This window comes from Sphingomonas silueang, from assembly GCF_040049155.1.
Lineage (GTDB): Bacteria > Pseudomonadota > Alphaproteobacteria > Sphingomonadales > Sphingomonadaceae > Sphingomonas > Sphingomonas silueang.
On the sequence record NZ_JBDZDK010000026.1, the window covers coordinates 44,439 to 56,410 of the forward strand.

At 68.7% G+C, this 11,972-nt stretch carries 18 protein-coding genes; all 18 read left to right on the plus strand.

The window, feature by feature from the left end; translation table 11 throughout:
* Positions 1-51: 51 nt before the first annotated feature.
* The 18 genes from ABLE43_RS18315 (at position 52) to ABLE43_RS18400 (ending at position 11,897) form a co-directional block, all read left to right on the plus strand.
* The gene (locus ABLE43_RS18315) at positions 52-303 is read left to right on the plus strand and encodes a type II toxin-antitoxin system Phd/YefM family antitoxin (RefSeq protein ID WP_093067704.1); all 252 of its coding nucleotides are present in this window, start codon (positions 52-54) and stop codon (positions 301-303) included.
* Positions 303-731 (plus strand): type II toxin-antitoxin system VapC family toxin, encoded by a 429-nt coding sequence (locus ABLE43_RS18320; RefSeq protein WP_315462990.1) that lies wholly within the window; start codon positions 303-305, stop codon positions 729-731. The genes ABLE43_RS18315 and ABLE43_RS18320 overlap by 1 nt, the downstream gene beginning before the upstream one ends.
* 63 nt (positions 732-794) lie before the next feature.
* Positions 795-2,981: a ParB/RepB/Spo0J family partition protein gene (locus tag ABLE43_RS18325; RefSeq protein WP_315462991.1), complete on the plus strand. Its 2,187-nt coding sequence runs from the start codon at positions 795-797 to the stop codon at positions 2,979-2,981.
* 130 nt (positions 2,982-3,111) lie between these two features.
* A complete protein-coding gene (locus ABLE43_RS18330; protein ID WP_315462992.1) occupies positions 3,112-4,050 on the plus strand; it encodes an ArdC family protein in 939 nt (312 codons plus the stop codon).
* Positions 4,051-4,090: 40 nt separating this feature from the next.
* On the plus strand, positions 4,091-4,702 hold the full coding sequence (locus ABLE43_RS18335) for a DUF6927 domain-containing protein (RefSeq protein WP_093067692.1): 612 nt from the start codon (positions 4,091-4,093) through the stop codon (positions 4,700-4,702).
* 44 nt (positions 4,703-4,746) lie between these two features.
* Entirely contained in the window at positions 4,747-4,941 is a 195-nt protein-coding gene (locus ABLE43_RS18340) for a hypothetical protein (protein WP_093067689.1), read from the plus strand.
* Positions 4,932-5,498 carry a thermonuclease family protein gene (locus ABLE43_RS18345; RefSeq protein WP_093067687.1) on the plus strand — a complete coding sequence of 189 codons (567 nt, stop codon included), beginning with the start codon at positions 4,932-4,934 and terminating at the stop codon, positions 5,496-5,498. Before ABLE43_RS18340 ends, ABLE43_RS18345 begins: the two co-directional genes overlap by 10 nt.
* Before the next feature lie 49 nt (positions 5,499-5,547).
* The gene (locus ABLE43_RS18350; RefSeq protein WP_093067684.1) at positions 5,548-6,195 is read left to right on the plus strand and encodes a DUF7007 domain-containing protein; all 648 of its coding nucleotides are present in this window, start codon (positions 5,548-5,550) and stop codon (positions 6,193-6,195) included.
* A gap of 64 nt (positions 6,196-6,259) precedes the next feature.
* Positions 6,260-6,742, plus strand: a complete 483-nt coding sequence (locus ABLE43_RS18355) for a hypothetical protein (RefSeq protein WP_315462993.1) — start codon at positions 6,260-6,262, stop codon at positions 6,740-6,742.
* 59 nt (positions 6,743-6,801) lie between these two features.
* Positions 6,802-7,101 carry a CCDC90 family protein gene (locus ABLE43_RS18360; RefSeq protein ID WP_093067678.1) on the plus strand — a complete coding sequence of 100 codons (300 nt, stop codon included), beginning with the start codon at positions 6,802-6,804 and terminating at the stop codon, positions 7,099-7,101.
* A gap of 82 nt (positions 7,102-7,183) precedes the next feature.
* Complete coding sequence (locus ABLE43_RS18365) at positions 7,184-7,825, plus strand: hypothetical protein (protein WP_315462994.1); 642 nt, start codon at positions 7,184-7,186, stop codon at positions 7,823-7,825.
* Positions 7,826-7,838: 13 nt separating this feature from the next.
* The gene (locus tag ABLE43_RS18370; RefSeq protein ID WP_093067672.1) at positions 7,839-8,135 is read left to right on the plus strand and encodes a hypothetical protein; all 297 of its coding nucleotides are present in this window, start codon (positions 7,839-7,841) and stop codon (positions 8,133-8,135) included.
* A 15-nt stretch (positions 8,136-8,150) separates the two neighbouring features.
* On the plus strand, positions 8,151-8,462 hold the full coding sequence (locus tag ABLE43_RS18375) for a hypothetical protein (RefSeq protein ID WP_093067669.1): 312 nt from the start codon (positions 8,151-8,153) through the stop codon (positions 8,460-8,462).
* A gap of 69 nt (positions 8,463-8,531) precedes the next feature.
* Entirely contained in the window at positions 8,532-9,035 is a 504-nt protein-coding gene (locus ABLE43_RS18380) for a hypothetical protein (protein ID WP_315462995.1), read from the plus strand.
* Positions 9,036-9,219: 184 nt separating this feature from the next.
* The gene (locus ABLE43_RS18385; RefSeq protein ID WP_348979728.1) at positions 9,220-9,786 is read left to right on the plus strand and encodes a hypothetical protein; all 567 of its coding nucleotides are present in this window, start codon (positions 9,220-9,222) and stop codon (positions 9,784-9,786) included.
* A 6-nt stretch (positions 9,787-9,792) separates the two neighbouring features.
* Positions 9,793-11,085: a hypothetical protein gene (locus ABLE43_RS18390; RefSeq protein WP_093067660.1), complete on the plus strand. Its 1,293-nt coding sequence runs from the start codon at positions 9,793-9,795 to the stop codon at positions 11,083-11,085.
* A gap of 71 nt (positions 11,086-11,156) precedes the next feature.
* Entirely contained in the window at positions 11,157-11,696 is a 540-nt protein-coding gene (locus ABLE43_RS18395; protein ID WP_315462996.1) for a hypothetical protein, read from the plus strand.
* 63 nt (positions 11,697-11,759) lie between these two features.
* Entirely contained in the window at positions 11,760-11,897 is a 138-nt protein-coding gene (locus tag ABLE43_RS18400) for a hypothetical protein (protein ID WP_348979729.1), read from the plus strand.
* Positions 11,898-11,972 lie beyond the last annotated feature (75 nt).

Below are 11,972 nucleotides of genomic sequence, written 5' to 3' on the forward strand. Positions count from 1 at the left end.
AACCGGACAGCGGCAGCCTATGTAGATACGTAACGACATAAGGAGGCCGACATGGCGACCACATTCTCGAGCCGCGACTTCAACCGCGAGCCGGGCCGGATCAAGCGGGCTGCGATCGACGGGCCTGTCATCATCACCGAACGCGGTGAACCGACGCTGGCGGTCATGAACTATTCCGAATATCGTCGGCTTACCGGGCAACCGAACGATATCCTGAGCGCACTTGCCCTGCCCGGCATCGGTGACATCGACCTCGATCTTTCCCGGCCCGCTTCGTTCCCGCGCGCGGCGGTGTTCGACTGATGTACCTCCTCGATACCAATGTCCTGTCGGAGATGCGCAAGTATGAGAGCGGCCGCATCGACCGTGCGGTCGCCGCATGGGTGCGCAGCGTGGCGAAGGAGGACCTCTATCTGTCGGTGATGACAATCATGGAGATCGAGCTCGGCATCGCGAAGCTCGAACGACATGACGCTCCCCAGGCCGCACTGCTGCGCCGCTGGCTGCGCGAGCATGTCGAGCCGGTGTTCTCCGACGCCCTCCTGCCGCTCGACCTGTCCATCGCCCGCCGATGCGGACCGCTCCACGTCCCCGACCCGCGTCCCGAGCGCGATGCCTGGATCGCGGCGACGGCGCTCGAGCATGATCTGATCGTCGCCACCCGCAACGGCAAGGATTTCGCCGGCACCGGCGTGACGATCGTGAACCCATGGGACCATCCATTGTCCTGAAGGGGAGAGGGAAGGGGGCTGGTGTCCGTCGATTGGGCGGGCCACAGATAAGGACCCTCTCTCATGACCATTCAGAGCGTGAAGCTGGCGAAGCTGGTGCTGTCGCCGATCAACGTCCGCCAGGCGGGCGAGGATTTCATCGAGCAGCTGGCGGCGGATATCGCGGCGCGCGGGCTGATCCAGAACCTGATCGTGACGCCGGCGAAGAAGCCGCGCGGCACCTTCGCCGTGATCGCGGGCAGCCGGCGCTTCCGCGCGCTCGAACTGCTGGCGCAGCGCGGCGAGGTGGATGCGGCTGTGTACGACGTGCCGGTGCTGGTGCTCTCGGGAACCGATGCGGCGCTGTCGGAGACCTCGCTCGCCGAGAACTTCCAGAAGCTCGCCATGAACCCGGCCGACGAATGCCGCGCGTTCCAGCATTTCCTCGGCACCGGCGGCGACATTGACGGCGTGGCGAAGCGCTTCGGCATCACCCGGCGCTTCGTGGAAGGCCGGCTGCGCCTGGCCGATCTCGCCGAGCCGATCTTCACCGCGCTGGCCGAACGACGGATCAGTCTCGATCTCGCCAAGGCCTATGCCTCGACCTCGAGCCAGGAACGCCAGCTGATGGTGTGGCAGGCGTATGGGAATCAGGCTTACCAGAGCGCGGACTCGATCCGGCGGATCATCGCCAACGAGACGATGAAGTCGAGCGAGCCCATCGCGCGGTACATCGGCGAGGACGCCTATGTCGCGGCGGGCGGCAAGGTCGAGAGCGACCTGTTCAGCGACGACGGTGACCGCTGGATCGATCCCGGCATTGCGCAGACGCTGGCGGCCGCGAAGCTCGAAGCCGAGGCGCAGCGGCTCGGTGAGGAACAGGGGCTGGCCTGGGTCCGCCCGGTCGCCGGCACCAGCACCTGGGAAGCCGCGCGCGACCTGCACCGCGTCCATCTGCCGACGCTGCCGCTGACGCTCGCGGAAGCCGAGCGGCTCGATGTCATCGCCGACCGTCTCGAAGAGATCGAGGACGGGATGCAGGGCATCGAGGGTGACGAGGACGAGGCCACCTATGCCGCGCTCGAGGAAGAGCATGAGACGCTGTCGGACGAGCGCCAAGCGCTCCATGAGCGTCCCCAGATCCTGCCCGACGAATTGAAACAGAAGGTCGGCACGTTCCTGCTGCTGAACCGCGACGGCACCACCGCGCTCGACACCACCTACTACAGCGAAACCCCGATCCGGGTCACCGCGGTCGAGGCAGACACGGACGAGGGTGACGACGCCGGGAGTGACGGCGACGACGGCGAGCGGCGTCCGGCCGCGACCTTCCACATCGAGGAAGGTCCGGCCAGCCCTGCCCGGGGCGGTGCGTCCGCGCCGGTAGCGGCCGAAGCCGCGGCTCCGGGCGGCAAGGCGCTCAGCCAGGTGCTGTATGACCAGCTCGCGGTGCAGCGTCGCGACGTGCTCGCCGCCTCGATCCTCGCCAACCCGGCGCTGGCGCTCGACTATATGCTGTTCGCGATGATCGACGGGCGGGTGAACATGGGCTCGCACAGCGGCACCACGATCCGTGCGGGCAATCCGCAGGATCCGATGCTGGCGAAGAACGTGCCGGCCACCCGCGCGCGCGATTACCTCGCCGAGGCCTATGACGGGCTCGATGCGTCGTGGTGCGAAGGCCGGGACGCATCGAGCAGCGGGGCGGCGACGATCGCACGGTTCGAGGCGTTCCGCGCGCTTGGCGACGAGGCGAAGACCGCGTGGCTCGCCTGGATCGTGGCGGCGTCGTTCGAGGCCAAGGACGGCTATACGAGCCGGCAGAACGCGCTCCAGAACCGGCTCGCGACCATTCTCGACATCGATGTGGCGACATGGTGGCGGCCGACGGCGGAGAACTTCTTCGACCGGGTGCCCAAGGGCGCGCTGCTGTCGCTGCTCGACGAGGTCGGTGGTCCGGCGCTGTCGGGACGCCATGCCAGCCAGAAGAAGGGCGAGATCGCGGCGAGCTGCGAGAAGCTGTTCGCCGGCGAGGCGATCGTGGAAGCCGAGGTGAAGGCCGCCGCGCTCGCCTGGGTGCCGGGCGCGATGCGCTTCCTCGACCAGGCCGACGATGCCGGCGACGACGGCGACGAAGACGGCCTCACCGACCTGATCGTCTCGGACGAGCCCGACATGGACGACGACGCCGGAGACGACATCGATATCGGTGACCTGATCGATGACGAGGACGCTGACGACGACGATCTCGATCTCGTCGCGGCCGAGTAGCGGATGAAGGCGGAACGCCGGCGACCGGGGCAGCCCGGCGCCGGCGTTGCCGTCCAGTCCGCGCCTTGGGGTGTCATTTCGCCCCGAGCCGGAACCACCGTCCCGCCACATTCATGGGAGGATCGTCCCCATGTCCCGTTCGACGTCCCGTATGCCGACCGTCCGCGACATCGCGGGCGAGGTCACCGCCACCATCCTTGCGCGTCTCGAGGCCGGCACACTGCCATGGGCCAGAGGCTGGTCGCTGACCGGCGAGGGCGGGCGACCGCTGCGCCACGAGGGCACGCCTTATGCCGGCATCAACACGCTGTGGCTGTGGTCGATCGCCGACATGCGCGGCTATCGCAGCCGCTACTGGATGACCGCGCGACAGGCTAACGAACTCGGCGGGCGCGTCCGCCCGACAGCCATCCCTTCGATGTCGATCTACGCCTCGGCGTTCCGCAAGCCCGGGCAGCCCACGCTCACCGGTGAGAGCAGCGCCCGCTTCATTCGCTTCCTGCGTTCGTACCTGGTCTACAACGCAGACGAAATCGACGGCCTGCCGGCATATTACTACCCGCGCGACATACCCCCGACGCCGGCACTGCTGTCGCAGCGGCAGGATGCGATCGACGCCTTCTTCGCCGCGATCCCCGCCAGGGTACGCCATGGCGGCGACGAGGCATATTACTGCCCCGGCACCGACCGGATCCAGTTGCCTCGGCCCGGCAGCTTCGTCTCGGGCGATGCCTACGCATCCACGAGAGGTCATGAGACGGCGCACTGGTCCGGGTCCCCGGCACGGCTCGCGCGCACCTTCGGCAAGCGCTTCGGCGACCGCGCCTATGCGATGGAGGAGCTTACCGCCGAGCTTTGCGCCTCGATGATCTGCGCCGATCTCGGGCTGCCGACCTCGCTGCACGACAGCCATGCCAGCTACGTGTCGCACTGGATCGGCATCATGCGCGCCGACAGCTCGGCGATCTTCACCGCCGCGGCGAAGGCCGAGCAGGCGTTCGCTTATTTGCGCGGCTTCTCGGCACCCGCCGCGGGCGGAACATCGCCGCCCGTCGCGCTCGCGGCCTGACACTGCGCCCATTCACCCCGTTCATTTTAGGAGAGCCGTCATGGGATGGTTGTTCATGAGCCGCTACGCCATGGGCGGACACGAGACGCCCAAAGCCTATCTCGACGCCCAGTTCACGTACGAACGCGACCTGCCCGAAGGCGGCACCAGCGGCCTGCGCATCCTCGACAGCGCGATCGTCGGCCTCACCACTTATTATGCCGCCGCGCAGGTCACGCGTGACGGCACGGGCGGCGAGGTGTTCGCCATCGTTTGTCTCGTGCGCTGGAACGCGCGCAGCAAGGACGGAGAACATTTCGGGTACAAGGATATGGAGGAATCGATGGGGCCGTGCGAGGACGATTGTCCCGAGCGGATCCTGCGCCTGCTGACCTCCAGCGACAGCGAATCCGCGCTCCAGTGGCGCCGGCGCTGCCTCGCCAACCTGCGCCTGCGTGCACGCAAGCTGAGCGAGGGCATGCGCATCCGCCTCGCGGTGCCGCTCCACTTCACCAACGGGCACGAGGGCACCGACTTCACCGTGGTGAAGCACAGGCGCGGGATCGCCTTCCGGCCCGTCGACGGCTTCGGCCTCTACCATATCCGGGGCGTCCGGACGCTCGCATGGGAGGTGCTGCCGCAGACCCGTGTCCACAAGACGCTGTTCGCGTGAGCGCCGCATCATGCCACACCAACCGGATCGTCACGAGGATCGTCATGCCCGAGCCCCTGTCCCCCTTTCGTCGCCGCCTGTGCAGCCGTTCCAACGCGGTCCGCGTCGCGGCGCGCCTGACCGCGGCCGGCGAGCACGTTGCCGTCGTCGCCACGCCCGAGCCGCTGCAACCCTGGCGCGTGGTCGACGTCGCCGAGGCCGCAAGCCCGTGCCTGCCAAAGCTCGACCGATGCGCCTGACCGCCCTTGCCGCGCTGGTTCTGGCCGGTGCCTGCTCGGCCGCTACGCCGGCCGACACCGGTCCGGGGGAGACCCGCGCCATCACCGCGCGCGGCCGCGCACTCGACGGCGACACCGTGTCGATCGACATCCGCCTGTCGGGCGCCGACGCCTTCGAGAGTCGCCAGCTGTGTCGTGGCAATGCGGGTTGCTGGCAATGCGGCAAGGCGGCACAGGACATTGCCGCCCGCGCGCTCAAGTCCGGCGATGCCGTGATCCGGCTGACCGGAACGACCAGCTACGGTCGCCCGGTCGGCACGGTCACGATCGGGGGCCGCGATCTCGGCGAGACCATGATCGCGGCGGGGCTCGCGGTGCCGGTGACCGGCTATCTCAGAAACGACCCCGACCGCGCCTCCCGCTATGTCGCCGCTTACGATCGCGCGGTCGCGACGCGGGCCGGCGCGCATGCCGGCTATTTTATCGACCCCGCGCGCTGGCGTCGCGGCGAGCGGCTGTCGTGCGAAACCAAGGGTTCCCCACGACCACCGCGATCCTCGCGACCACCGGGGACATAGGAGCGGAGGGGGAGGGGGCCGGATGTGTCCGTATCCAAAGGAGCACCCCATGACCAGGACCTTCGCCTCTTCCCCGCGCCCCGAACATAGCCCGTGGGGACCGCTCCAGACCGCCACGCAGCGCCTCCCCGGCATCTGGCATGTCACCACCGCCAGCCATGGCGGCTTCCTGCTGTCCGACGAGCGCCAGGCCGCGGTGCCGGGCGTCCTGCGCCGCGACGACGGCGCTTACGAGGAAGACGTCGACTGGACCCGCGTCATGATCGCCTTCGAGCGCGAGTGGCGCGCGTCGCGCGATCCGCTGCTCGACCTCGAACTTCCCCTCGCGCACGACATCGCGCGCAACTGGCTGCCCGAAGCCTACGGCACCTTCACCGGCAAGGCGGTGCCCGCGCGCGACAGCCATGTCCTGCGACGCCGCGCCGCCTACGAGGCGGCGATCGGGGACTATGTCTCGACCTCCGCCTATGGCGATTGGGCCGACTGGGTGCCGGCGGGCAAGGTCGGCCTGGTGTTCCGCAAGGTCGCCGGCGTCGATGCGATGGGGTTCGCCGACTATACCGCGGATCAGATGTACGGCCTGGTCGACAAGGACCGCTACGCGACCCGTGCCGAGGTCGAGACCTTCGAGAGCCTCGGTGCCGTGCGCGTCGAGAGCATGGCCCCGATCACCAAACAGGTCGCGGCACTCGCCTGAGCGCTGCCCCTGACGCGGGTGCGGCCAAGCCTTCCACGTCCCTTCCATCCAGAGGACCGACACGATGAGCGTCTACCTCTACCTCTTTCACGGCCGCGACCGGTTCGACCAGGACATGGATGCCTGGGGCCGCGAGTGTCCGGCGATCGGGCCGCTCTCCTACGTCCACACCACCTATGGCGGCGACGTGAAACTGCGCGGCCCGCGCGAGGTCATGGAAAGGTTTTTCCCGAATACGGAAATCCATTTCCACGACGGCTACGGCGAGCACGCCATCCCGCTCGACGGCGACTGCCTGCCGCATGGCGGCACGCTCTACGGCGACTGGTCGGTGTGCGGTGCCGAGGCGCTGCGTCCGCACGGCACGGCGCATGTGACGCCGGTCTGCGATATCTGCGGCAGCGACGACCTCGTAAAGGATGCCGCGGCGGTCTGGGACCGCGAGGCGCAAGCGTGGTCGCTCGCTTCCACCTACGATTCCACCTCCTGCCAGTCGTGCCTGCGCGAGGGCGACGACGTGGAGCAATGGATCCCTGCCGCGGCCTGAGCCGGTGCCACTTTGCGCGTTCCCGGCCGTTCACCCATATGATAGAAAGATCGACGACGATGGCGACCATGTTCAACAGCATCCGCGCTTCCCGCGAACTCGAAACCGCCGGTGCGGCCAAGCCGCTCGCCGACGCGATCGCGACCATTCTCGGCGATACCATGGTGACCTCGCGCGAGGACCTGGTCACCAAGGACTATTTGAAAGCCGAAATCGCGACGGTGAATACCGAGATCGCGAAAGTCCGAACCGAGATCGCGTCCGCCAAGAACGACACGATCCGTTGGCTGATCGGCAGCCAGGTCGTGCTGATCGCGGCCCTTGGCGGCATGATGAGCCTCATGCGCGCCTTCGGCTGACGCCGAACAGCCGGGGCACTGGGAGAGGAGCGGGCGAGGGAGGGCGAGCGCGAAGGTTGCGCTCTGACCCGGAGACGCCCCCATGTTCGACGTCGCATTCCGCCATCAGCAGGCGCTCGACCCCAGCGCGCTGACCACCATCCCGACCACGATCCACGCGATCGAGAAGGCGATCGAGGATTGCCGGCACGCCGGGCTCGACGCGAACAGCGATCCCGCGATCGTGCTGCTCGCCCGTCACCTGGCCAGTATCTGCGCTACCCGCCCTGACGACACGGTGCTGCGCGGCACTTGCACCGACCGCATTGCGACGCTCCGTCGTTTTCCGCCGCTGGTCGCGCTCGCCGTGCGCGGCGTCGCCTATGACGCGGTCGCCAAGGAGCGTTTCCACATCGACGGGCGCAAGGCGCTGCGCCGGCTCGCCGCCGCGCTGGATCTGTCCGCCAAGGATTATGACCTCCACTCGCTACCCGGCGAGGTATCGATGGCGGGCGAGATCGTGCTGCACACCCGTGCGATCCATCTCGAACTGACGATCGGGCGGCTGCGCGAGGGACGCGAACTGCTCTACCGCCGCGCGGGCACGACCCGCGATCCCGCCGGACCGCGCAACCATTATGCCCCGATGCGCGAGGTGATCGCCCCCGACCGGCTCGCCGCCCGCATCCGCCGCGATCTGGATCTGGCCACGCTGCCCGCGCTGCCGGTACTGCTCAGCGCCTGACGGGAGAGCGGACATGCACATCGATCCCGCCATCATCGCCGCGCGGGCCGAGGTCGCCCGGCTGACGCGCTACATCGCCAGGCGCGAGGACTTCCTCGACGCGCTCGACTGGCACGCGTTGTCCGACGACACCGCGCGCCAGTCCGCGATGCTCGACGAATTGCTTGCCGGCGACCTCGCCGATGCGATCCTCCACCGCGACTGGCTCGAAGAGCGCGCCGGCGACGGCCATACGCAGGTGGTCGGCGTCCTGCGCTTTGAGCCGAGGCCGCGCCCGTGGCACGCTGAATGGAACACGCTTGCCGCCTGACCGGGAGAATGCCCCATGAGCTGCCACCAGTTTCCCGGCCTCGACGGCGCGTCCACCGTCGCCATCGGATGGGACAGGCCCTTGCAGACCTTCTTCGTCCATGTGCTCCGCCCGCATCCCCATCTCGCCGGCGAGGAGGAGACCGTCGCATGGCACGGCACCGCGATCGGTGAGCTTCGCAGCGCACGCGAGGCGGTGACGATCGCGTCGCGATGGGCCGACCTTCCGCACGACCTCGCCATCCACCTCGAGACCGACCGGCTGAAGACACTGGGACAGTCGGACGGCGAGGCGCAGATCGCCGCGAAGCGGCTGATGGGACACTGAGCGCCCGCGGAATCGGAAGGGGAGCGGGAGAGGGCGTGTCGATCCAGTCAGGATCGACGGAGAACCCAAATGCCCTACACCATCGACCTCGGCGCAGGCCCCGCCGAAGAGGATTGCGCCCAGCTCGGCCGCTCGCCCGACTTCGACACGCTGAACATCCTCGAGATCGAGGCCTGGCGCTGCGCCCTGATCGCCCGCCACGGTCCGCCCCCCGAAGGATGCCGCTTCAAGGTCATTCCCAACCCGCACGACTTCGGATGCTACCGCACGCTCGGCTTGCGGGTCATGTCCGAGGACGATGCGACGGTCGCCGACTATGCCGAAGCGGTCGAGGAAGGTCTCGCCACCTGGATCGAGGCGGGCTTCCGCGCGCCGGTCCGCTATGACGGCGCAGCGCCCGTCGTCGAGCACGCCGATCCCGCCGAAACCGTCATCGCCGCGCTGATGACTACCCGGCCCGCGGCCGACGGCACCTTTCCGATTCCCGGCTTCGCGGTCCTGCACACGAATCTTGTCGCCGCCTTCCCGGTCGAGGCCGCGACCGCCCGCGCGCGCATCGCCGCGCTCGCCTGACCCTGCCCCAGGCGGCTTTACCCCCGATTCATCCGGAACGGAGCAATTCCCATGGCCAACAGCTACACCAAGGCTGCCTTCCACCTGCTGGTCACCGCCGAAGAGGCCGCGATGCTGCGGCTCGCCGAACGCGCGGTCGACATTCTCGACACCAACGGCGCCGACGAGGACCTGGCGCTCGGCTATGACAGCCTCGGCACCGCCTTCCACGCCCTGTTCCCGCCCAGGGGGGGCGAGCCGGTTCGAGAGCTTCCTCGACCTGTTCGACGACTGGAGCTTCCCCTATCTCGATTGCCGGATCGGTCTCGACGCGCCGGACGAGAACGGCAAGGTCATGGCGTTCTTCCACGGCGACCAGTTCGGCGTCGAGCCCGTCGCGAAGCTGATCCGCATCGCGTGTCCTTCCGCGCTCCCCTGCGGCTTCACCTGGTCGAGCGACTGCGACCGGCTGCGCGCCGGAGAGTTCGGAGGCGGCGCGGTCGTCATCACCGCCGACGGCATCGACTGGCACTCGACCACCGGGATCCTCACCCGCGCGCTGCTGCGCGCTGAAGACCCCGGGGAAGGCCATGACGGCTATGTTCTCGCGGTGCGCAGCCCCGAAGACGACATCGCCTACTGGAACAACACCGACGGATTGGGCGCGCTATCGAGCGCCACGGTCTTTCGCGGCGACGAGGCCGCCGGGGTGAACCCGCTGCCGTTCGAGGATGCGGCGTGGCTGGCGCTGCCCGCGCCGCGCCACGGCTGACCGACGATGGCATCGCCCTTCGATCCGGCCTGCGCCGATCACTGGATCGCGCATGGTCGTGACCCCGCGCATGCCGCCGCCATCGCGCGCGCATGGCATGACTTCCCCGACCTCGCGCCCGACGCGCCGCTCGCCGAGCGTCAGGCGCGAGGCCGCGAGCGCATCGCCGCGATGCGCCCGATCAACGATGCCATCGCCGCCGAAGGCGCGGCGCGACAGGAAGCGACCAACTTCGCCTTCACCGATCGACAGGTCCGTGACGGTAAGGGCAGCGACCGCGACATCGCGGTCCTGCGCGGCCGCGACGATCATGGCTACAGCTGGGACCTCGCCAACCGCTACGCCGATGGCTGGTATGCCGCGCATGTCGGGTGGCCGCACCGTTACCCGGACGGCATCCCGTGTCGCGCCTCGCTGGAAGAAAAGCGTGGCGCCTATGATCTAGGCTTCACCGCGGGCGGGGGCGACCGCACCGACCTGTTCGATGCCGCCCGCCGCACGCTGGCTGCCGACATGCGCCGCGACAACCTGCCGCCCGCACCATCGGTCACGCTTGCCGGCAGGCCGCTGCCGGGGAGCTGGCCGAAGCCCGGCGACGCGCCGCGTCCGGCGCGCTGGTCGCGCCGGCTCGCGATCCTGTCGGCCGGCGACATCGGCGGTGATCCGGCATGGGACTTCCTCGGCCTGCTTCGCGCCCGCCCCGGTGCCAGGGCCGCGACGGTTATCGTGTTGACTCCCGCCGGGTTCGTCTCGGCAGATGACCCGGATCGGTCCGATGTGCCCGCCCGACACCTTGCCGATCCCGGCGAGGCCGCCCGCCAGCTCGGGCACCTCCTCGCTTATGCCGAGTTCGACGACATACTGGTCACGCTGCAGGGCCACGACCTCGACCTGCTCGACGCCATCGCGCCCGTCCTGCCGCTCGCCCGCACGATGGAGCGCACCCGCAACTCGCGGCTCCAGCAACGCACCCACCTGCGCACCTGGCTCGATCGCGGCCTCGCGGACGGCGTGACGATGGCGCAGGGCCATATCCGCTGGGGGAAGGTCATCGCCGCCTTCTACGGCAGCCTCGGCGAGTTCACCGCGCGCCATGTCGGACCCGCCCCCGGGCGCGGCCACATGGTCCGTGTCGAGACGCGATCCGGCCTTGCCACCGGCTATGCCGCTGCCGACGGCACGCCGCTGACGCCTGAGATCATCGTGTCGAGCAAGGCGAGGCTGCGGCCTGCCATGGCGACGGCGCTACGTACCTTCGCCGCGGCGACCCCGATCATGGCCGCGGCGCGCGCCGTCTGAGCCTGGCGGCCGCGGTTGCGGCCCGCCCCCACCACCAGCCCCACGATGCCCGTTACGAGGAGCGATACCCCATGCCCGACATCACCGACCTGCCCGTCATGACCCGCGCCGATGCCGTCTCGCTCGGCTTCGCCGGTTACAATGACGTGCCGCACCGCTGCGTGGACGTGCCCGATGGCGCGTTCACGATCACGGCCAGGACCAGCGAGGGACGCCGCGTCACCTTCTGTTTCATGGGCAAGAGCTACGACGGCCCGGCGCGGTTCTGCGACATCCAGTTCCACGATCGCGGCACCACGATCCCCAATGCCGATAACGGGGTATCACCCACCTTCAACGCCTTTGCGATCACGCGCGGCGGGCGGCACATCATCGACAGCCGCCCGCTCGATGAGGATGAAAAGCCCTCGATCCTGGTCCTGCTCATGGAGAAGGCCGGGGACGAACCGCCCCGACCCGCACCCGATCGCCTGCCGATGAAGGACCACGATCTCGCCACGCTGCTCGACCGTGCCGCGATGGTCCTCGCCGATCCCCATGAGCACGTCCTCGCCGATCACGGCGACCTGATCGGCACGCTGACCGCCGAGGCTACCCGACGCCGTCGGTGAAGGGCCTCCCCTGCCGACCGGGAGCGGAGGGGGGAGGGCAGGGGAGAGCGGACGGAATGAACCGTGCGCATCGAACCGAAAGCACGCCCCATGCGCACCATCCTCGCCTTCTACGAGATCGACCGCGAGTACGGAGGGCCTGAAGAGGGCGGATGGTGTGCGCCGTTGTGGCGCGAGAAAGGAGTGCGTCTGATGACGTGATGCTTGTTGGCAATGGCATCTGCCCACCGAGCTTACCGGTGCCCTCGGGCTGAAACTTCGAAAGGAGAACGGGAC

What these genes read in the sequence shown, in the direction of transcription:
- ABLE43_RS18350 (WP_093067684.1), top strand. Translation starts at nt 5,548, where the DNA reads ATGACCAGGACCTTCGCCTCTTCCCCGCGCCCCGAACATAGCCCGTGG.
- ABLE43_RS18395 (WP_315462996.1), top strand. Translation starts at nt 11,157, where the DNA reads ATGCCCGACATCACCGACCTGCCCGTCATGACCCGCGCCGATGCCGTC.
- ABLE43_RS18360 (WP_093067678.1), top strand. Translation starts at nt 6,802, where the DNA reads ATGGCGACCATGTTCAACAGCATCCGCGCTTCCCGCGAACTCGAAACC.
- ABLE43_RS18330 (WP_315462992.1), top strand. Translation starts at nt 3,112, where the DNA reads ATGTCCCGTTCGACGTCCCGTATGCCGACCGTCCGCGACATCGCGGGC.
- ABLE43_RS18365 (WP_315462994.1), top strand. Translation starts at nt 7,184, where the DNA reads ATGTTCGACGTCGCATTCCGCCATCAGCAGGCGCTCGACCCCAGCGCG.
- ABLE43_RS18375 (WP_093067669.1), top strand. Translation starts at nt 8,151, where the DNA reads ATGAGCTGCCACCAGTTTCCCGGCCTCGACGGCGCGTCCACCGTCGCC.
- ABLE43_RS18345 (WP_093067687.1), top strand. Translation starts at nt 4,932, where the DNA reads ATGCGCCTGACCGCCCTTGCCGCGCTGGTTCTGGCCGGTGCCTGCTCG.
- ABLE43_RS18335 (WP_093067692.1), top strand. Translation starts at nt 4,091, where the DNA reads ATGGGATGGTTGTTCATGAGCCGCTACGCCATGGGCGGACACGAGACG.
- ABLE43_RS18355 (WP_315462993.1), top strand. Translation starts at nt 6,260, where the DNA reads ATGAGCGTCTACCTCTACCTCTTTCACGGCCGCGACCGGTTCGACCAG.
- ABLE43_RS18380 (WP_315462995.1), top strand. Translation starts at nt 8,532, where the DNA reads ATGCCCTACACCATCGACCTCGGCGCAGGCCCCGCCGAAGAGGATTGC.
- ABLE43_RS18320 (WP_315462990.1), top strand. Translation starts at nt 303, where the DNA reads ATGTACCTCCTCGATACCAATGTCCTGTCGGAGATGCGCAAGTATGAG.
- ABLE43_RS18340 (WP_093067689.1), top strand. Translation starts at nt 4,747, where the DNA reads ATGCCCGAGCCCCTGTCCCCCTTTCGTCGCCGCCTGTGCAGCCGTTCC.
- ABLE43_RS18385 (WP_348979728.1), top strand. Translation starts at nt 9,220, where the DNA reads ATGACAGCCTCGGCACCGCCTTCCACGCCCTGTTCCCGCCCAGGGGGG.
- ABLE43_RS18325 (WP_315462991.1), top strand. Translation starts at nt 795, where the DNA reads ATGACCATTCAGAGCGTGAAGCTGGCGAAGCTGGTGCTGTCGCCGATC.
- ABLE43_RS18370 (WP_093067672.1), top strand. Translation starts at nt 7,839, where the DNA reads ATGCACATCGATCCCGCCATCATCGCCGCGCGGGCCGAGGTCGCCCGG.
- ABLE43_RS18315 (WP_093067704.1), top strand. Translation starts at nt 52, where the DNA reads ATGGCGACCACATTCTCGAGCCGCGACTTCAACCGCGAGCCGGGCCGG.
- ABLE43_RS18390 (WP_093067660.1), top strand. Translation starts at nt 9,793, where the DNA reads ATGGCATCGCCCTTCGATCCGGCCTGCGCCGATCACTGGATCGCGCAT.